We start from the raw sequence: 19043 nt of genomic DNA, 5'->3' as shown, positions 1-19043 counted from the left end.
ATGTCCGGCCTTCGGACCACCCCCGCCGGTCCGCATTCCGCCCGATGATCCGACTGTTCGGCCGCAAGAAGCCAGAATCCGCCACCGCAGACGACGCGCGCGGAAGCAGTGGAACGGGCGAACGCCGGGGCTTCAGCATCGAGGAGCTCGCGGCCGCGTTCCCGGATGCGGCGCCCGCGCAGGACGCTCGTCCGGCGGATGCTCTTGCGGCCGAAGAACCCGCCGACGCGCTCGTTGAGGCCAGGCAGGCGGCACCGGTCGAACCCACGCCGGCGGCGGCACCCGCTGCGCCGCCGCCTGCAGCTGCGCCGGCAGAAGTGCCTGCACCTGCACCTGCACCTGCACCTGCACCTGCACCTGAACCTGAACCTGCGCCTGCGCCTGCAGCCGCGCCTGCACCCGCACCTGCACCCGCGCCTGCACCGGCCGCGGCGACGCCCACGCCGGTCGCGCCCGAAGACACATCCGCGCCGCCCGCCCCCGCCGGCAAGCCCGGCTGGCGCGACCGCCTGCGCGGCACCATGTTCGCGCGCAGCGTCGGCGGGCTGTTCTCACGCAACCCGCGCCTGGACGACGACCTGCTCGACGAGATCGAGACCGCCCTGCTCACCGCCGACGTCGGCGTGGCCGCCACCACCGAACTGGTCGAAGGCCTGCGCAAGCGCATGAAGGCGCGCGAATTCGCCGACGCCGCGGCGCTGCGTACCGCGCTGCGCGGCGAACTGGTCGCGATGCTGCGGCCGATCGCGCGGCCGCTGCAGATCGACGCGCGGGCGCGACCCTTCGTGGTGCTCACCGTCGGCGTCAACGGCGTCGGCAAGACCACCACCATCGGCAAACTGGCGCGCCGCTTCCGCGACGAGGGGCGTTCGCTGATGCTGGCTGCAGGCGACACCTTCCGCGCCGCCGCGGTTGCGCAGCTGCAGGCCTGGGGCGAGCGCAATGGCGTGGCCGTGATCGCACAGGGCCAGGACGCGGACCCGGCTTCCGTCGCGTTCGACGCGCTGCAGGCGGCCAGGGCGCGCGACACCGAAGTGCTGATCGCCGACACCGCGGGCCGCCTGCATACCCAGCAGGGCCTGATGGCCGAACTAGGCAAGATCCGCCGCGTGCTGGGCAAGATCGATGCGTCCGCACCGCATGAGGTGCTGATGGTGATCGATGGCACCACCGGCCAGAACGCGCTGTCGCAGCTGCGCCAGTTCCACGCGGCGGTGAACGTCACCGGCTTGGTGGTGACCAAGCTCGACGGCACCGCCAAGGGCGGCGTGGTGTTCGCGCTGGCGCGCGAGTTCGGCATCCCGATCCGCTTCGCCGGCATCGGCGAGCGTCCCGAGGACCTGCGCGTGTTCGACGCCGAGGCCTTCGTGGACGCGCTGCTGCCCGAAAACCTCGGGTGAGCCTGCCGCCGCGCCCGGCCAGGCCGCCGCAGGCGCGCCGGCGCTGGCGACGGCTCCTCCTGCTGCTGCCGCCGTCGCTGCTGGGCCTGCTGCTCGTGCTCGCGCTGGTGGCATGGCTGGCGCTGCCGCCCGCACGCCTGGTGCCGATGGTGCTGGCGCGGATCGGAGCATCGATCGGCCTGGAGATCAGCGCCGAAGGCGATGCCGCCACGCGGCTGGGCCGCCATCCGCTGATCGTGGTGCGCAACCTGGTCGCACGCGAGCCGGGCGCGGAGCGTGCACTGTTGCGCGCGCGGCGCGTGGAAGTCGCGCTGCCCTGGCGCACCATCCGCGGCCTGGGCGATCCGCTTGCGCTGGTCCGCGTCGAACTCGACGGGCCGGTGCTCGACCTCCCCGCCCTGCAGCCATGGCTCGCCTCACGCCCGTCCGGCGAGGGCCGCCTGCCCACGCTGGAGGAAGGCCTGCACGTGCGCGACGGGCGCATCGACGGCGCGGGCTGGAGCGTCGAGGCGATGGAGCTGACGCTGCCCCGGCTGCGCGGGGATGCGCCGGTACGCGCGCGGGCTACGGGGCGCTACGACGACGGGGCCACGCGCGCGCCGTTCGCCCTCGCCGCGACCCTGCAGCGGCCCGCAAGCGGTCGCGGTTTCGCGGTGGTGGGCGCGGTGGCGCCAGCGCGCGCCGGCTGGCGGCTGCCAACCAGCATCACCCTGTCCGGTGCCCTCCACTGGCAGGACCGGCTGGCCCTGCTGCCCGCCCGGTTCGGCGCAAGCGGGCGTTACCTCGCCGGGGAGACCGACATCCCGTTCGCGCTCGGACTGCACGGTCCGCTGCGCGCGCACGCGGGCGCATGGACCCTGCTTCCGGCCGGCATCGCGCTGCGCGGCGGCGGACTGGTGCCGGAACTCGATGCGCGTGGCGCGTTCGCGATCGGCCAGCGCCTGCGGCTGCAGATCGACGGCCGCATCGCGCACTGGCCCGAGGCCTGGCCGACCCTGCCGCCGCCGCTGGGCGCATCGCGACAGCCGCTGGCGCTATCGGCCGGCTATCGCGGCCTGTTCGATTTGAGTGCGCCACTGGCGCTGCGCGTAGTGCGCGACGACCTGCGCTTCGACGGGCGGCTCCACATCCCGGGGCTCGTCGACTGGGCATCCACGCTGGACCAGGGCAGCCTGCTGCCGCCGCTGGAGGGACGGCTGGAAGCCGAGGCGATGGAGATTTCCGGCGCGCGGCTGGAAGGCGTGCGGATCGAGTTCGACGACGATGCGGAGAGGGGCCCGTGAGCGACGCCTCCGTCGACCATTACGCAAGCCGGCTGCTGCAGTGGTTCGACGTCTCCGGGCGCCACGACCTGCCCTGGCAGCATCCGCGCACGCCCTACCGCGTATGGCTGTCGGAGATCATGCTGCAGCAGACCCAGGTGCGGGTGGTCGTGCCCTACTTCGAACGGTTCGTTGCAGCCCTGCCGGACGTGGCCTCGCTCGCGGCGGCCTCGCTCGACGAAGTGCTCGCCCTGTGGTCCGGGCTCGGCTACTACGCCCGCGCGCGCAACCTGCACGCCGCGGCCCGGCGCTGCGCCGAACTGCACGGCGGCGAGCTGCCGCGCGATTTCGGCGCGCTGCTGGCGCTGCCCGGCATCGGGCGCAGCACCGCCGCGGCAATCCTGTCCCAGGCCTGGGGCGATCGATTCGCGATCCTCGATGGCAACGTCAAGCGCGTGCTGTGCCGCGTGCACGGCGTGGACGGCTGGCCCGGCCTGCCCGCGGTCGAGAAACGACTGTGGACGATCGCCGACGCACAGCTCCCCGGCGTGCCCGAGGGGCGCATGGCCGACTACACCCAGGCGCAGATGGATTTCGGCGCCACGCTGTGCACCCGCCACGATCCGGCCTGCATGCTGTGCCCGCTGCAGGACGATTGCGTGGCGCTGCGCACGGGCCGCGTCGACGACCTGCCCACGCCCAGGCCCGGCAAGCCATTGCCCGAACGCCAGACCATCGCCTTGCTGCTGCGCGACGCCGAAGGCCGCGTGCTCCTGCAGCGACGCCCGCCGACAGGAATCTGGGCCTCGCTCTGGTCGCTACCGGAACATGCCGACGGCGATGCGGCGCGCGCGTGGTTCGACCGCCACGTCGGACCCGGCTATGACGAGGGCATGCCCCTGCCCGCCGTGGCGCACGCGTTCACCCACTTCCGCCTGAGCCTGCAGCCGCTCGCCTGGCAGCCGGTATCGCTGCGCGCCGCGGTGCGCGAGGACGCGAACCTGCGCTGGCTGGCACGCGACGCGCTGGCCTCGCTCGGCATTCCCGCGCCGATCCGCAGCCTGCTGGAAGCCACCCCGGATCCCTGACCGGCTGGCTGGCGGTGGTCGATCGGTCCACGCGCGCCGCACGGGCCGCGCTCCTACAATGGAGGCCGCCATCCATCCGAGCGCACGCCATGGCCCGAACCGTCTTCTGCAGTTACGAGCAACGCGAAACCGAGGGGCTCGACTTCGTGCCCTGGCCCGGCGAACTGGGCAAGCGGGTGTTCGCCAGCATCGGCAAGCAGGCCTGGGCGGCGTGGCTGGCGCACCAGACGATGCTGATCAACGAGAACCGCCTGTCCCCGCTCGATCCCAAGCACCGTGCGTTCCTCGAAGAGGAAATGCAGAAGTTCCTGTTCGGCGGCGGCGCGGACAAGCCCGCAGGTTACGTGCCCGAGGGCTGAGCGAAACCGCCCTGTATCAGGAGCCGGCGTCGGCCTCGCGCTCCTGCACGCGCGCTTCGCGCAGTTCCCTCTCCGAGGCGCGCAGGGCCTTGACGTCGAGCGGGCGGATCTCCCGGATGTGGCAGGGCAGCCGCATCGCGCCCGCACCCTGCGCGATGACCTTGTCGAAGCGCGCGTGCACCTGGTTCATCTGGCTGGTCAAGCCGATGGCCGGAGCGAACTCCAGGTCGTTGCACGGCCCCTGCAGGCTCAGCAGCCAGGCCTCCGACGGGCGGGTCCAGACCGCCAGCGCGCTGTCGCCCAGCGGCGTCCAGCCGTTGATGCTGCCGAAGAAACGGAAACTTCCCACCGGTTCGCCGGCGTGCGACTGGTAGAGGGCGAGCTTCTCGGCGTCGCGCAGTCCGGTGTCGGACGCACAGGCCGACAGCGCCATCGCTGCGGCCAGCGCCGCCCCCGCCCAGGAATTCCTGCTGCCCATCGTGGCCTCCCGCGGCAACCGCCGCATTGTCCCGGTTGGATTCATGATGCGCCGCGGCCGGCGCGCCGGCATCAGGAACCGTCCGGGGGTTCAGCACCGGGTCGGCATCGCTCGCGGGAGGAGCGGATGCGACAATGCACCGATGCACCCATCGCACAGTCGGCATGACGTCCATCCCTGGTGAGTCCCGCTTCGGCACCGTCATCGTCGGCGGCGGGGCGGCCGGCGTCCTGGTCGCCATCCGGCTGCTGATGGACCGGCGCGAGGCCGGGCCTGTCGCGATCGTCGAACCCGATGCGGTGCTCGCGCGCGGCGCGGCCTATGCCACCGGGCGCGAGGAACACCTGCTCAACGTGGTCGCCGGACGGATGAGCGCGATCGCCGAGCAGCCCTCCCATTTCGTCGATTTCCTGGCGCAGGACGGCGCCGGCGACCAGGCGGGTCTGGCCGACCGCTTCGCCCCCCGCCGCGACTACGGCCGCTACCTGCGGTACACCCTCGCCTCCCTGCCGGACGGGCGCGCGCCTGTGCACCTGCGCGAGCGCGCGGTGGACATCGAGCGCGATGGCGAAGGCTTCGTCGTCCACCTCGGCTCCGGCGCCCGCATCGCCGCGCGCCACGTGGTGCTCGCAGTGGGCAATGCGCCTCGCCCCCTCCCCGACTACCTGCAGCATCCAGGCATGCGCCTGGCCGAGGCCTGGGACTACGAGGCCGTGCAGGCGATCGAACCCGGCGCCGCGGTCTGCATCCTGGGTTCCGGTCTGAGCATGGTGGATGCGGTACTCAGCCTCGATGCCCGCGGCCACCGGGGCCCGATCCATGTGTTGTCGCGGCACGGGCTGATGCCGTTGGCGCATGCGCGCACCGGTCCGCAGCTCGGCCAGGGCGTGGACGACCTGCTGCCGCTGGGCATCCTCGAACGCTGGCGCATGCTGCGCCGGCGCGTCGCCGACGCCGTCGCCGCGGGCGAACCCTGGCAATGGAGCTTCGACCGGCTGCGCCATCACGGCCAGGCCCTGTGGCGATCGCTCGACGACCGCCAGCGCCGCCGATTCCTGCGGCACGCCGTGCGCTACTGGGACATCCACCGCCACCGCATCGCGCCGCAGGTGGCCGACACGCTCGCGCGCCTGCGGGACACGGGCCAGCTCCAGGTGAGCCCGGGCCGGCTGCGTTCGATCAGCGCCGACCCGGCGGGCGGCAGCCAGGTGCATTTCCGTCCGCGCCACGGCCAGCGCGAGCGCGTGCTGCTCGCGGACTGGATCGTCAACGCCACCGGCGTGGAAACCAATATCGACCTGCGCCCGGGCGCGCTGCTTGCGGCATTGCGCGAGCGCGGCCTGGCCCTGCCCGGCCCGCAGGGACTGGGCCTGGCGAGCAGCGGAATCGGCCTGGTGCTCGACCGCCGCGGCAAGCCGGACCCCGCGCTCTACGTGCTGGGGGCGCTGCGCATCGGCGACCTGTGGGAAAGCATCGCCATCCCCGAATTGCGCGAGCAGGCGCGCGACATCGCCGCGTCCATCCTGGACGCCGGGACGAAGGCGTAGGGAATCCGGGTCGCCCCCGCAGGCCTCAGCCGCAGGTCGCGATGACCACCGAAGTGCCGCTCCCCATCGGCACCAGCACCGCCGTCGGGCGGCCGGTTTCCACGTAGCGGCGCGAGGCCAGCGTGTGCGCTTCCTCGATCGCCTGCAGCTTGGTGGGAAGGTAGGGCGCCTCGGCCTCGGCAACCCCCTGGCCGCGCACCCGCCAGCCTCCGCAGGAGGCCTCGATCTCGAACAGTTCGCGCATCATGGTCCGGCACCTTCAGAAAAAGGCGCCCCGGCTGGTCTGGCGTCCGGCCCGACCCGCGTCCCTGCAGCGCCATACTCCGATGCGCGCTGCCGGGGCAGGAGCAAGCTTGCGCCGCCGGTCACGTTTACGCTGTCAGGCAGCCGCCCGATCGCATGTAGGAAAAGTCCTACAGCGTCAGGACGCGTCGCCCAGGCAACAAAAAACCGCCCATGCGGCGGTTCTGTCCACGCTCCAACAAATGGTGGCCGGGGAGGGAATCGAACCCCCGACACGGGGATTTTCAATCCCCTGCTCTACCAACTGAGCTACCCGGCCACGCGCTCCGGCGCTGGGCCGTGCGAGCCGCGCATGATACGGGCGGGCGCCCGTTCGGGCAAGCCGGGCCGACATCGTCCGCCACCGGTCGCGTCCCGGTGCAGCCTGCAGGGAGGCCCGCGGGGTTCGCCGGGCGGGCCGCCCGGCCGCTTCCGTACCTCGTAGTATCCTCCGCTCGTCCGTGGCGAAGATGGGGTCGCGATGAAGTCTGGATGGCGTGTGCCGGCAATGCTGCTGGCGGTGTTCCTGGTGGCCTGTTCGAGCGGCGGTACGCCGCGGCGGGTGTCCGATCCGGCGGCGAGCCTGCAGCAGCTGACGGTCGAAGCCGACGGCCGCTGGTCGATCGAGCTCCGGCTGCAGAACTACAGCAGCGTGCCGATGCGCTTCGACGCGGTGTCGCTGGCCTTCACCGTCGAGGAACTCGGGGCCGGCACCCTGGCCGCGCAGCCGGCGCTGACCATCGGCCCCGAATCGGCCGACGTGGTCACGGTGGCCTTCGACCCTTCGCCGGACGCGCGCCTGCTGCTGGCCGGGCGCCTGGCCGACGGCCGCGGGGTGCAGTACCGGCTGGAGGGCACGGTCAACGCCGCCCCCACCGACCGCGGCAAGGTCCGCGACTACAAGGTCAAGCGCGACAGCCGGCTGAGTCCCGTGCCCGGCCTGCCCGGCGTGCTGCGCTGAACGCAGTCCATTCCTTCGACGAGTAACCGATGAGCAGCTATTCCGCGCCCCTGCGCGACATCCGCTTCACCCTGTTCGACCTGCTGGACGTCGAATCCAGCTTCGCCAGGCTCGGCTTCGACGAGGCCGGCCGCGACCTGGTCGACCCGATGCTCGACGAGGCCGCGCGCTTCGCCGGCACCGTGCTGGCACCGCTCAACAAGGCCGGCGACGAACACGGCGTGCGCTACGACAAGGACAGCGGCAGCGTGACCACCGCGCCGGGCTTCGCCGAGGCCTACCGCCAGTTCACCGAAGGCGGCTGGAGCGGGCTGTCGGCGCCGGCCGAGTTCGGCGGCATGGGCCTGCCGCACGTGGTCGGCATGCCGCTGGAGGAAATGATCAACTCCGCCAACCTGGCCTGGGGCAACTTCCCGCTGCTGTCGCATGGTGCGGCCAATGCGCTGCAGCACCACGGCGAGGACTGGCAGCGCGAAGTGTTCCTCGGGAAGCTGGTCACCGGCGAATGGACCGGCACGATGTGCCTCACCGAGCCGCACTGCGGCACGGATCTCGGCCTGCTCAAGACCCGCGCCGAACCCGCCGCCGACGGCGCCTACTCGATCACCGGCACCAAGATCTTCATCACCGCCGGCGAGCACGACCTCACCCCGAACATCGTCCACCTGGTGCTGGCGCGACTGCCCGACGCACCGGCCGGCAGCAAGGGCATCTCCCTGTTCGTGGTGCCGAAGTTCAAGGTCGGCCGCGACGGCGCGGTCGGCGAGCGCAACGCAGTGCGCTGTGGCGCGGTCGAACACAAGATGGGCATCCACGGTTCGGCCACCTGCGTGATGAACTTCGACGGCGCGCAGGGCTGGCTGGTCGGCCAGCCGCATCGCGGCCTGATGGCGATGTTCACCATGATGAACACCGCGCGCCTGGGCGTGGGCCTGCAGGGGCTGGGCCTGGCCGAGCGCGCGCTCCAGAACGCGCTGCGCTACGCGCGCGAGCGCCTGCAGTCGCGTTCGCTCTCCGGGCCGAAGTATCCCGACAGGCCGGCCGACCCGATCATCGTGCAGCCGGACGTGCGCCGCATGCTGCTCACCTGCAAGGCGCTGGTCGAAGGCGGCCGCGCGCTGGGCTACCACGCCGGCCTGCAGGTCGACCTCGCCGCGCACGCCGGCAGCGAGGAAGAACGCAGGCAGGCCGACGACCTGCTCGGCTTCCTCACCCCGATCGTCAAGGGCTGCCTGACCGAATGGGGCGTGGAGTGCACCTACCACGCGCTGCAGTGCTTCGGCGGCCACGGCTACATCGCCGAGCACGGCATGGAGCAGCTGGCGCGCGATGCGCGCATCACCACCCTGTACGAGGGCACCACCGGCATCCAGGCGCTCGACCTGATGGGCCGCAAGACCATGCAGCTGCAGGGCGCGGGACTGAAGGTGTTCCTGGGGATGGTGCAGGCCTTCTGCGAGCAGCAGGCCGGCAACGCGGCGCTGGCCGAGTTCGTCGGGCCGCTGGCGGAGAAGGCGAGGGAATGGCAGGGGCTGACCATGGCCATCGCCAAGCGCGCCGCGGGCGACCCGGAGGAGATCGGCGCGGCCGCGCACGACTACCTGTTCTACTCGGGCTACATGGTGCTGGCCTACTGGTGGGCGCGCAGCGTCGCCGCGGCGGAAGCCTCGTCGCAGCCGCAGGCGTTCAGGGACGCCAAGCGCGAGACCGCGCGCTTCTACTTCGCGCGCATCCTGCCGCGCACCCTGGCGCACAAGGCGGCGATCGAGACCGGCCCGGCGCCGCTGCTGGCGCTCGACGAGGCGGCGTTCGACGCCTGACCGAGGTGGCGCGGCGCTCCCAGCACCGCGCGCGCCAGCGCCACGGGTCAATGGAAACGGCGCCTCTGCGGCGCCGTCTCCATGTCCCGCAGCCGGTAGATGCGGCGCCCTAGAGCACGCCGCGCAGCCAGGGACCGGTGATCGCGAAGGTGATGCCCGGCGTCTGCGCGTTGACGAACAGCGTCTGCCCGTCGTGGCTCCAGCAGGCGCCGGCGAACTCGGTGGCGCGGTAATCGCCCTCGGGCACCGATTTGCCGGCGTCGGCGATCTGCGACGAGGTGAGTTCGATGTTGTTCTTGGCCAGGTAGAACGACTCGCCGTTGCGGGTCAGGCCGATCAGGCGCGCGCCGGGCCCGTAGCGGTCAGGACTGGCGCCACCGTCCTCGCACAGCACCACGCCGCCGCGCGGGCTGACGGTGATGTTGTCGGGATTGTGCGCGGCCAGCTGGTCGCCGCTGACGAACAGCGCGCGCAGGCGCTGGGTCGCCAGGTCCAGGATCCAGACCGCGCCATTGCCGGCGCCCTTGCGGCCGCTGGCGTCCACCCCCGTGCTGGTGTCGACGATGAACAGCCTGCCGTTGGCGTGGAAGATGCCTTCGCAGCGGCTCATGCGCAGCGCGCCTTCGCTCCAGGCCTGGGCGAAGGGACCGCTCAGGGTCTCGCCGGCACTGATGTCGGGGAAGCCCGGGGGCGCGGCGATCGCGTCCATGTCCGGATCCGGGATGTCCACCCATTCCAGCTCGAACGTCTGTCCGATCCGCGCCACGGTCAGGTCCGCGTTGCGCCGGCCCTTCACCCGCGCGGCCTGCAGCCTGCCGCCGTTCTCGAGGGACCCCGGGCGTCCGCGGCGGTCGTTGGGCAGGAAGCGGTAGAAGGCGGACTTGTTGCGATCGTCCTCGGTCAGGTAGACCGCGCCGCTGCGCGGATCGATCGCCACCGCCTCGTGGCTGAAGCGCCCCAGGCCGAGCAGCGGATGCCCCGTCGTGCGAGCCGCCTCCGGATGCACCTCGAAGACATAGCCATGCCGCCTGCCCGTGCTGGAGACCTCGTTGCTCTTGATCTCCTCGCAGCTGAGCCAGGTGCCCCACGGCGTCGGCCCGCCGGCGCAGTTGACCAGGGTGCCTCCCAGGCTGGCCTCGGCATGCGTCCACCTGCCGTTGGAATAGCGCAGCGTGGTGGTCCCGCCGGCGGGCCTGCCACCGCCGAATACCCCGGTGTCGTACATGCCCGGGGCCTGGATCGGTGTACCGGTGCGGCGTTCGTGGTTGCGCACCAGGACGGTTTCGTAGTCCGCGGGCAGCCTGCCCCGCGGCGGAACCGGACGCCGCTGCGGCAGCATCACGGCCATGCCGTCGTGGCTGCCCGGACAGGGCGTGCCGTCGTCGAGGCGGTCGCCGGTCCAGGCGAAGCTGCTGTAGTGGAATCCGCGCGGCAGCAGCAGCAGTGGCAGGCCCGTGCTGCGATCGCGCACCGGGGCGAGCGCTCCATACGGGCTGGCAATGGGCGCGAGGCGCATCCCATCGCCGCCGACGCCATGCTGTCGCGCCTGCAGGGCGCCGAGACTGCCCATCGCGCCCATGGCCATCAGCGCCGCCGAGCCCTTCAGCAACCTGCGGCGGTCCGGATCGATCGCGTTCATCGCTTGCACTCCTGGCGTCTGCGGGGGATCGACTGACCGTAGGCGCGCCACATAACGCAGCGATGACAGCGCCATGACGGCTGCCGGCGCTGTCGTTTCGACAGCCACCCCGTCGCATGCGCCAGGTCGCCTCGCGCGGCAGCGCCGGGAGTACGATGCAGCCGGCGAATCGCGTCCGATGCCACCGCGCCGCCGCGTTGGACTGTCCAGCCCCGCTGCAGGCCACCGATGAAGCAACGCATCCACTTCGTGCGCACCGCGGACCAGGTCACCCTGGCCTGGGCCGAAGGCGGGCGTGGCCTGCCGCTGGTCAAGGCGTCCAACTGGCTCACCCACCTCGACTACGACTGGGAAAGCCCGGTCTGGCGCCACTGGACGCGCTTCCTGGCCGAGCACTTCCGCTACATCCGCCACGACGAGCGCGGCTGCGGGCTGAGCGACCGCCATCTCGGCGATCTGTCGTTCGACAGCTGGGTCGGCGATCTCGAGCGCGTGGTCGACGACGCCGCGCCCGGCCGGCCCTTCGTGCTGCTCGGCATCAGCCAGGGTGCGGCGACCGCGGTGGCCTACGCGGTGCGCCACCCCGAGCGCGTCTCGCACCTGGTGCTGTACGGCGGCTACGTGGTCGGCGCGCGCCGGCGCGACGACGCCGAGGCCGCGCGCCTGTATGGCGCGGTGGTCGAACTGCTGCGCGCCGGGTGGGACGCGGGCAATCCCACCTTCCGCCAGCTGTTCACCTCGCGCTTCATCCCCGACGGCGACGCCGAGCAGCTGGGCTGGTTCAACGAACTGTGCTTGAAGACCACGCGCGGCGATATCGGCGCGACCCTGATGGAAGCGCGTGCGGACATCGACGTGCGCCACCTGCTGCCGCTTGTGCGCGTGCCGACCCTGGTGCTGCACGGGCGCCGCGACCAGATCGTGCCGTTCGAGGAAGGCGTGCGCATGGCGAGCGCCATTCCCGGCGCCGAGCTCGTGCACCTGGATTCGCGCAACCACGTGCTGCTCGAGCACGAGCCGGCGTGGCGGCAGTTCATGGATGCGGTGCTCGCCTTCACCGGTCAGCCGGCCGGCCGCGCGGACGCCGCGGACGATGGCATCGCCACGCTCAGCCCGCGCGAGCGCGAACTGCTCCCGGCGCTGTGCGAAGGCATGAGCAATGCGCAGATCGGCTGGCGCCTCGGGATTTCCGAGAAGACCGTGCGCAACCACGTCACGCGCCTGTACGCCAAGCTGGGCGTGCGCAGCCGGGCCGAGGCCATCGTCTACATGCATCGCCGGGCCCCGGCCTAGGGACCGGGACATTCGTCCCGCCGCCCTGGCTGCCCAATGCTTCCATCGGGACAAGCTTCATCTGGGCGGAGCGTGCGGCACGTCACACGATCACGACTCCCGCCCCTCGGAGTCGCCCATGACCCGGATCCTCGCCCTGCTCTACAGCGCCTTCTGCTACCTGGTGTTCCTCGCCACCATCCTCTACGCCATCGGTTTCGTCGGTGGCTTCGCCGTGCCCAGGCACATCGACAGCGGTCCGTTCGCGGGCACCGGCTTCGCACTGGCGGTCGACCTCGCCCTGCTGGCCCTGTTCGCCGTGCAGCACAGTGGCATGGCGCGCCCGGGATTCAAGCGCTGGTGGACGCGGATCGTGCCCGCGCCGGTTGAACGCAGTACCTACGTGCTGGTCTCGAGCCTGGTGCTGCTGCTCCTGTTCGCATGCTGGCAGGCGCTGCCGCAAACGGTGTGGTCGGCGGACAACGGCATCGCCCGCATCGCGCTGTCTGTCCTGTCGGGCACCGGCTGGGCGCTGGTGTTCAGCAGCACCTTCCTGATCAGCCATTTCGAACTGTTCGGCCTGCAGCAGGCCTGGCGGGGGCGCGTGCAGGCGGGCGACGCGGTACCGCCATTCGTCACCCGCGCCTTCTACCGCATCGTCCGCCACCCGCTGATGCTGGGTTTCCTCATCGCCTTCTGGGCGACGCCCACGATGAGCCTCGGACACCTGCTGTTCGCCCTGGCCACCACCGGCTACATCCTGTTCGCGGTGAAGTGCCTGGAGGAGCGCGACCTGCTGAAGTTGTATGGCGACACCTACCGCGACTACCAGCGCCGGGTGCCGATGATCCTGCCGCTGCCTCGACGGGGCGGCTGACGCGCCCACGCAGCGACCGGGTCGCGGGTGCCGCGGCCCGGTTGCGCACTCCCGCGCGAATCGCGTTATGCTCGGGTTCCGATGGAGTCTGACAGAGCGCAGCTTCGCGTGATTCCCACCGGAATCCCAGGGATTCCGGACGGCGCCGTCGCCCCTGTCCTCCCCGCCCCGCACTCGCTGCCGCACCGGCTGGATTCGGTGCGGCTGCTTTCGCTCGACGCCCACGGCCGCGCGCTGAACTGGATCAGCTGGCAGGACGCGGCCTGCCTGTACGCCCGCGAGGCGGTGGCCTGGACTCTCGGCGATCCCTGCCTGAGCGTGCATGGCGGCATCAGCCGCCTGACCGGCGCGCGCAGCACGCTGGACCTGCACCCGATCATCGCCGCGCGCGGCCAGGTCCGCCCGCAGGCGCTCGACCCGACGCCGGCGCTCACCAATGCCTCGCTGTTCGCGCGCGACCAGTACCTGTGCATGTACTGCGGCAAGGGCTATGCCCGCCAGTTGCTGACCCGCGACCATGTGGTGCCGCTCTCGCGCGGCGGCCGCGACATCTGGGAGAACGTGGTCTGCGCCTGCTTCCAGTGCAATTCGCGCAAGGGCGGGCGCACCCCGCAACAGGCCGCGATGCCGCTGCTGGCCGTGCCCTACCGGCCGAGCTGGATCGAGCACCTGATCCTGTCCAACCGCAACATCCTGGCCGACCAGATGGCCTTCCTGCGCTCGCACCTGCCCAGGCGCAAACGCGGCCGCCAGTAGCACGGGTCGGCTACACTCGCCCGACCTTTCGGAGCGAAGCCACGCAATGCCCCTGACCATCGGCCTGGCCGGGATGGACCCTGCAACCGAAACCGCCCTCCGCGCCGCCTTCCTCGAGGCCAACCAGCGGCTGGGCGAGCGCTGGCAACTGCTTCCCGAAACCCAGGCCGACCACATCGTGGTCGACATGGACAGCATGTACGGCCCGATGAGCTGGCTGCGCCTGCACGCCGCGGGCAAGCGCGTGGTCGGACTGACGTCCGCCCCGCGCGCGCAGACCGACTTCCGTCTGGGCCGTCCGTTCAGCGCCGACTCGATGGCCGCGCTGCTGCAGGAGATCGCCGTGCAGGGCGACGCCGCTCCGGTCGCGGCCGCGGTGGCCACCGGCGCCGCCGCGCCGACCTCGGCCCCCGCCGCATCGACTCCTGCGCCGGCGGCAACGGAGCCCGCCGCACCGCCCGCACCGCCCGCCGCGCCCGCGCCGACCGCGTCGACCGAGCCCACCGAGCCGCCAGCGGCCAGCGATCCGGCCGAGTCCGTGGCGCCTCCGCCCGCCATTGTCGCCCCCGAACCTACCACCCTGTTCGGCCGGCTGGCCGCGGGGACACTGCGCGGCCACTTTCGATACCGCCGCCCGAGCGGGCCGACCCTGCTGGTCGATGCGGACGCGCGGACCTACCACGGCCCGGCCGCACTCAAGCCCCTGCTGCCCTACTTCGAGGGCGAGCTGGCCGACGGCGCGCTCGAGCCCTTGGACGCCGACGCCTTCGCGCGCGAGGCCGCCGGGATCGGGCCGGCGCAGCCGCTCACCCGGCTGCTCTGGCTGGGGGGACTGGCCAGCGGCCGGGGCAGCCTGCTGCCCGGGCACGATCCCGAGGCCCGCTACCGGCTCAACCGCTGGCCGCAGACCGAGCGCGAGTTCCCGCGCCACTTCCGCATCGCCACGGCAATGATGAAGGCGCCGGCCACGCTGGCCGAGGTGGCGGCGGCCAGCGGCATCGCGCTGGAGGAGATCGTCGACTTCGTGAACGCGAACCTCGCCACCGGAGCAGCCGAGGCGGTGGTCGAAGTGGCGCCCGAACCGGCCCCGCCGGCGCGGACCGGGGGCCTGCTGGGGCGCCTGCGCGGACGCTGATTCCTCGCGCCTCCTGCACGTCGCGCGGGCGGCGCGGGATTACAATGCCCGGATGATCGATTCCCAGCGCTATCCGCGCCTCGCGCGCATCGGCAACCCCGCCGAACTGCGTGCGTTCGACGAGGCGGAACTGCCTGCCGTCGCCGACGAGCTGCGCAACTACCTGATCGAGTCCGTCGGCAAGTCCGGCGGGCATTTCGGCGCCGGGCTGGGCGTGGTCGAACTGACCACCGCCCTGCACTGGATCTACGACACGCCGCAGGACCGCATCGTCTGGGACGTCGGCCACCAGTGCTACCCGCACAAGATCCTGACCGGGCGCCGCGACAGCATCCATACCGTCAAGCAGGCCGGCGGCGTGGCGCCGTTCCCCAAGCGCGAGGAAAGCGAGTACGACACCTTCGGGGTCGGCCACTCCAGCACCTCGATTTCCGCCGCGTTGGGCATGGCGATCGCCAACGCCCGCGCAGCCGCGGCCGGCGACGCGGCGCCGCGCAAGGTGGTGGCGGTGATCGGCGACGGCGCGATGACCGCGGGCATGGCCTACGAGGCGCTCAACCATGCCGGTGGCATGGATCCCGAGCCCGACATCCTGGTCATCCTCAACGACAACCGCATGTCGATCAGCGAAGCCGTGGGCGGGCTGACCCGCATGCTCGGCCGCATGACCGGCAGCCGCACGCTCAACGCGCTGCGCGAGGGCGGCAAGAAGCTGCTCGGCGACAAGAACAAGCCGCCGGCGCGCTTCGTGCGCCGCTGGGAGGAGCACTGGAAGGGCATGTTCGTGCCGTCCACGCTGTTCGAGGAAATGGGCTTCCACTACACCGGCCCCATCGACGGACACGACGTCAGGACGCTGGTGGAGACGCTGCGCACGCTCAAGGGCCTCAAGGGCCCGCAGCTGCTGCACGTGATCACCACCAAGGGCAAGGGCTACGAACTGGCCGAGGGCGACCAGATCGGCTACCACGCGGTCTCGCCGTTCGATCCGTCCAAGGGCGTGGTGCCCAAGGCCGGCGCGGCCAAACCGACCTACACCGACGTGTTCAGCGACTGGCTGTGCGACATGGCGGCCGACGACGTGCGGCTGATGGGCATCACCCCGGCGATGCGCGAAGGCTCGGGCCTGGTGCGTTTCAGCAAGGAGTATCCCGATCGCTACTTCGACGTCGCCATCGCCGAGCAGCATGCGGTGACGCTGGCCGCGGGCATGGCCTGCGAAGGCGCCAAGCCTGTCGTCGCGATCTACTCGACCTTCCTGCAGCGCGGCTACGACCAGCTGGTGCACGACGTGGCGATCCAGGGCCTGGACGTGCTGTTCGCGATCGACCGCGGCGGCGTGGTCGGGCCCGACGGCGCCACCCACGCGGGCAACCTCGACCTGAGCTACCTGCGCTGCGTGCCGAACATGGTGGTGATGGCCCCGGCCGACGAGCGCGAATGCCGGCAGATGCTGAGCACCGGCTTCCGCCATGCGGGTCCGGCGGCGGTGCGCTATCCGCGCGGCACCGGCCCCGGCGTGGCCGCGGGCAAAGCGCTGGACACGCTGCCCATCGGCAAGGCGGAGGTGCGTCGCCGCGGCGCGCGCATCGCGCTGCTCGCGTTCGGCGCGCTGGTCCCCGCCGCCGAACAGGTCGGCAAGGAACTGGGCCTGACCGTGGTCAACATGCGCTTCGTCAAGCCGCTCGACCGCGAGCTGCTGCTGGCGCTGGCGCAGGACCACGAAGGCTTCGTGACCCTCGAGGACAACGTGGTGATGGGTGGTGCCGGCTCGGCGGTGCTCGAACTGCTGCAGGCCGAGGCCGTGCTGCTGCCGGTGCTGCAGCTCGGCCTGCCCGACGCCTTCCAGCACCACGCCAGCCGCGAGGCGCTGCTGGCCGAAGCCGGACTCGACGCCGCCGGCATCCGCGCCGCGATCCTGGCGCGCTGGCCGCGCGAGGGCGACCAGCGCACCCGCCTCTCCGCCTCGGGCTGACCGGCCTTGGTCGCCTGGGGGGAGGAGGCGCTTCGACAGGCCGGCGGGATCGCCACGCCGGCCCACGCATCGGGGCCGCCATGACGCGAGCCGGCCTGGACCGCCCGGCCGAGCACCGGCGCGGCACGTCCCACGGCATGGATCGCCTTCCCGACCTCACCTACCGCTTCCGTCTGCTCGGCATGGGCCTGGGTGGGCTGTGCATCGGCGCGGTGCTTCACGAGAACGGTGCCGGCCCGCTGCAATGGGCGCTGCTCGCGTTCACCGCGCTGCTCTGGCCGCACCTGGCGCTGCAGCTGGCCCGGCGCAGCGGTTCGCCCTTCCGGACCGAAACGCGCAATCTGCTGCTGGATTCGGCCCAGACCGGCTTCTGGGTGGCGATGATGCAGTTCAACCTGCTGCCTTCGGTGCTGCTGTTCACCCTGGTCACGGTGGACAAGATCAGTACCGGCATTCCGCGCCTGTGGCTGTGGTCGCTGCCGGCCTTCGCCGCCGGCGTGCTGTGCGGGGGGCTGTCGACCGGCTTCGCGGTACGCGTGGACACCAGCATGGTCGAACTGCTGTGGTCGCTGCCGGTGCTCACCATCCACACCATCGGCGTGGCGCTGGCGGTCAGCCACATGGGCCAGAAGATCCGCCACAAGAGCCGCCAGCTCGACGAACTGAGCCGTACCGACTCGCTGACCGGCCTGCCCGTGCGCCGGCACTGGCTGGAGCTGGCCGACCACGCCCTGCGCCTGCATCGCGACGAAGGCGTGCCGACCACCCTGCTGCTGCTCGACATCGACCACTTCAAGGTCGCCAACGACCGCCACGGCCATTCGGTGGGCGACGAGGTGTTGCGCGCGGTCGCGGGGGCGATCCGCGCCACGCTGCGCCCGGCGGATGCGGCCGGTCGCTACGGCGGCGACGAATTCGGCGTCCTGCTGGGCGGCCTGTCCGCCGGGCAGGCGCAGGCCCAGGCCGAAGCGATGCTGGCCGCGATCCGCGAAGCCGGCATCGGCGGGCTGCCCGGCGCGCGCATCACCGCTAGCATCGGGATGGCCCCGGCCCAGGCCGGGCATGCCACGGTCGAGCAGTGGATCGACGAAGCCGACGCGGCGCTCTACCGCGCCAAGCACGCCGGTCGCGACCGGGTCGGCACCTGATCCCCGCTCAGGGCGCCTCGACTTCGTAGCCGCGTTCCTTCAACCGCGCCAGGTAGCCCTTGGGCGAAGTCACCATGGCCAGGGGCAGCATCGCCAGGCTCACCGCGTCCCTGGCGAGCGCCTCCTCGGCCGCGTCCAGCCACATGGTCTCCAGCCTGGGGCCCAGGTCGGTCACGCCCAGGCGCCGGGCCAGCGCGCTGCCGGTCACCGCTTCGATGCAGGCGCCGTACTGGCTGTCCACCGGCAGCGCCAGCAGGGACGCCGTATCGCCCGTGGCCCAGGCATTGGCGCGCCGCCGCATCGCCTCCAAGTCGGTCTCGATCCGCGCCAAGGTGCGCGCGAAGCAGTCGGTATCGGCCAGCGCGGTGTCCTGGAACTCGCGGATGGCGGACTTCGGGTCTTCCACGTGCAGCTTGAAGTTGACGCCGCGCAGGGGCACGTCGTGGCGCTTGGCCATGCGCCGCACTTCCTTGTCGACCACGTGGTCCAACGTCAGGCCGGAACGGCGCATCGCGGCTTCATACAGCTCCTGCGCGGCGAAGATCGGGCGCCAGCGCTCCACGCCGCCGTCGCGACCGATGTAGCGTTGCTTCAGCGGTGCCCAGCGCGCGTACAGCCCGGCCGGCACCACCTCCTGCAGGCGGCGCCCGTCGGGGTTGCGCCGGGCCTTGAGCAGCGATGGCACCAGCATCAGGCTGCGGAACACGCCGACATCGGCATCCAGCGTGAACGACGGCGGCAGCAGCACCCGCTGCGCGCGCGCCACCACCGATTCCACCCCGGCCGATTCCCACTCCATCCGCCGCGGCAGCGGCGACAGGGTCGCCAGGACGTACAGCGTGTGCCCGTCCTTGCGGACTTTCCACAGGCCGGGACCCGGCAACGCACCGGAGACCACCACCGTTTCGTGGTCGACGATCGCCGGGGCGGCAGAGCCCGGCCCGAGGCCGTCGTCGACGGGCTGGCCGGTGTCCTGGGCGACGAGGGCGGAAGACACAAACAGCCACAGTGCCGCGCCGGCCAGCCATGCGTATCTCATCCTGC

The 19043-nt window shown here is 71.8% G+C and carries 17 protein-coding genes and 1 tRNA gene; 13 read left to right on the top strand and 5 right to left on the bottom strand.

All coding sequences use genetic code 11. From position 1 onward, the window contains the following. Window positions 1-44 precede the first annotated feature (44 nt). The 4 genes from ftsY (at window position 45) to ACFQ2D_RS08615 (ending at window position 4109) form a co-directional block, all read left to right on the top strand. The gene (gene ftsY, locus ACFQ2D_RS08630; protein WP_280942327.1) at window positions 45-1400 is read left to right on the top strand and encodes a signal recognition particle-docking protein FtsY; all 1356 of its coding nucleotides are present in this window, start codon (window positions 45-47) and stop codon (window positions 1398-1400) included. Next, window positions 1397-2683, top strand: coding sequence for a hypothetical protein (locus ACFQ2D_RS08625; RefSeq protein ID WP_280942328.1), 1287 nt, complete (start codon window positions 1397-1399; stop codon window positions 2681-2683). Before ftsY ends, ACFQ2D_RS08625 begins: the two co-directional genes overlap by 4 nt. Beyond that, entirely contained in the window at window positions 2680-3750 is a 1071-nt protein-coding gene (mutY, locus tag ACFQ2D_RS08620; protein ID WP_280942329.1) for an A/G-specific adenine glycosylase, read from the top strand. Before ACFQ2D_RS08625 ends, mutY begins: the two co-directional genes overlap by 4 nt. A gap of 89 nt (window positions 3751-3839) precedes the next feature. Continuing rightward, window positions 3840-4109 carry an oxidative damage protection protein gene (locus ACFQ2D_RS08615; protein WP_280942330.1) on the top strand — a complete coding sequence of 90 codons (270 nt, stop codon included), beginning with the start codon at window positions 3840-3842 and terminating at the stop codon, window positions 4107-4109. 16 nt (window positions 4110-4125) lie between these two features. Here the strand turns inward: ACFQ2D_RS08615 and ACFQ2D_RS08610 are convergent, their stop codons facing one another. Beyond that, entirely contained in the window at window positions 4126-4587 is a 462-nt protein-coding gene (locus tag ACFQ2D_RS08610) for a DUF6491 family protein (RefSeq protein WP_280942331.1), read from the bottom strand. Window positions 4588-4751: 164 nt separating this feature from the next. On the opposite strand from ACFQ2D_RS08610, the gene ACFQ2D_RS08605 reads away from it, so the two are divergent. Then, the gene (locus ACFQ2D_RS08605) at window positions 4752-6134 is read left to right on the top strand and encodes an FAD/NAD(P)-binding protein (protein WP_280942332.1); all 1383 of its coding nucleotides are present in this window, start codon (window positions 4752-4754) and stop codon (window positions 6132-6134) included. Window positions 6135-6159: 25 nt separating this feature from the next. On the opposite strand, the gene ACFQ2D_RS08600 is transcribed toward ACFQ2D_RS08605, so the two are convergent. Both ACFQ2D_RS08600 and ACFQ2D_RS08595 read right to left on the bottom strand, forming a co-directional pair. Continuing rightward, window positions 6160-6381 (bottom strand): hypothetical protein, encoded by a 222-nt coding sequence (locus ACFQ2D_RS08600; RefSeq protein ID WP_280942333.1) that lies wholly within the window; start codon window positions 6379-6381, stop codon window positions 6160-6162. Between the two features lie 239 nt (window positions 6382-6620). Beyond that, a tRNA-Phe gene (locus ACFQ2D_RS08595) sits at window positions 6621-6696 on the bottom strand. 201 nt (window positions 6697-6897) lie between these two features. Here ACFQ2D_RS08595 and ACFQ2D_RS08590 point away from each other — a divergent pair. Together ACFQ2D_RS08590 and ACFQ2D_RS08585 are read left to right on the top strand one after the other, a co-directional pair. Then, a complete protein-coding gene (locus ACFQ2D_RS08590; protein WP_280942334.1) occupies window positions 6898-7377 on the top strand; it encodes an NDR1/HIN1-like protein in 480 nt (159 codons plus the stop codon). A gap of 29 nt (window positions 7378-7406) precedes the next feature. Continuing rightward, window positions 7407-9197: an acyl-CoA dehydrogenase C-terminal domain-containing protein gene (locus tag ACFQ2D_RS08585; RefSeq protein ID WP_280942335.1), complete on the top strand. Its 1791-nt coding sequence runs from the start codon at window positions 7407-7409 to the stop codon at window positions 9195-9197. 109 nt (window positions 9198-9306) lie between these two features. Here ACFQ2D_RS08585 and ACFQ2D_RS08580 read toward each other — a convergent pair whose 3' ends face one another. Continuing rightward, complete coding sequence (locus tag ACFQ2D_RS08580) at window positions 9307-10836, bottom strand: alkaline phosphatase PhoX (protein ID WP_280942336.1); 1530 nt, start codon at window positions 10834-10836, stop codon at window positions 9307-9309. A 228-nt stretch (window positions 10837-11064) separates the two neighbouring features. Between ACFQ2D_RS08580 and ACFQ2D_RS08575 the strand changes: the two genes are divergently transcribed. The 6 genes from ACFQ2D_RS08575 (at window position 11065) to ACFQ2D_RS08550 (ending at window position 17999) form a co-directional block, all read left to right on the top strand. Next, a complete protein-coding gene (locus tag ACFQ2D_RS08575) occupies window positions 11065-12129 on the top strand; it encodes an alpha/beta fold hydrolase (RefSeq protein WP_280942337.1) in 1065 nt (354 codons plus the stop codon). 118 nt (window positions 12130-12247) lie between these two features. After that, entirely contained in the window at window positions 12248-12985 is a 738-nt protein-coding gene (mddA, locus tag ACFQ2D_RS08570; RefSeq protein ID WP_280942338.1) for a methanethiol S-methyltransferase, read from the top strand. An 81-nt stretch (window positions 12986-13066) separates the two neighbouring features. Further along, on the top strand, window positions 13067-13741 hold the full coding sequence (locus ACFQ2D_RS08565; protein ID WP_280942339.1) for an HNH endonuclease: 675 nt from the start codon (window positions 13067-13069) through the stop codon (window positions 13739-13741). A gap of 46 nt (window positions 13742-13787) precedes the next feature. Beyond that, complete coding sequence (locus ACFQ2D_RS08560) at window positions 13788-14876, top strand: hypothetical protein (protein WP_280942340.1); 1089 nt, start codon at window positions 13788-13790, stop codon at window positions 14874-14876. 52 nt (window positions 14877-14928) lie between these two features. Next, the gene (gene dxs, locus ACFQ2D_RS08555) at window positions 14929-16851 is read left to right on the top strand and encodes a 1-deoxy-D-xylulose-5-phosphate synthase (RefSeq protein WP_280942341.1); all 1923 of its coding nucleotides are present in this window, start codon (window positions 14929-14931) and stop codon (window positions 16849-16851) included. An 80-nt stretch (window positions 16852-16931) separates the two neighbouring features. Continuing rightward, window positions 16932-17999, top strand: coding sequence for a diguanylate cyclase (locus ACFQ2D_RS08550; RefSeq protein ID WP_280942342.1), 1068 nt, complete (start codon window positions 16932-16934; stop codon window positions 17997-17999). Between the two features lie 7 nt (window positions 18000-18006). Here ACFQ2D_RS08550 and ACFQ2D_RS08545 read toward each other — a convergent pair whose 3' ends face one another. Next, complete coding sequence (locus ACFQ2D_RS08545) at window positions 18007-19038, bottom strand: TraB/GumN family protein (RefSeq protein ID WP_280942343.1); 1032 nt, start codon at window positions 19036-19038, stop codon at window positions 18007-18009. Between the last annotated feature and the right edge of the window lie 5 nt (window positions 19039-19043).

Source organism: Luteimonas composti, assembly GCF_042678665.1.
GTDB classification, from domain to species: domain Bacteria; phylum Pseudomonadota; class Gammaproteobacteria; order Xanthomonadales; family Xanthomonadaceae; genus Luteimonas; species Luteimonas composti.
The sequence above is the reverse complement of the archived record's forward strand: the minus strand, read 5'-3'. Positions and strand labels throughout refer to the sequence as shown.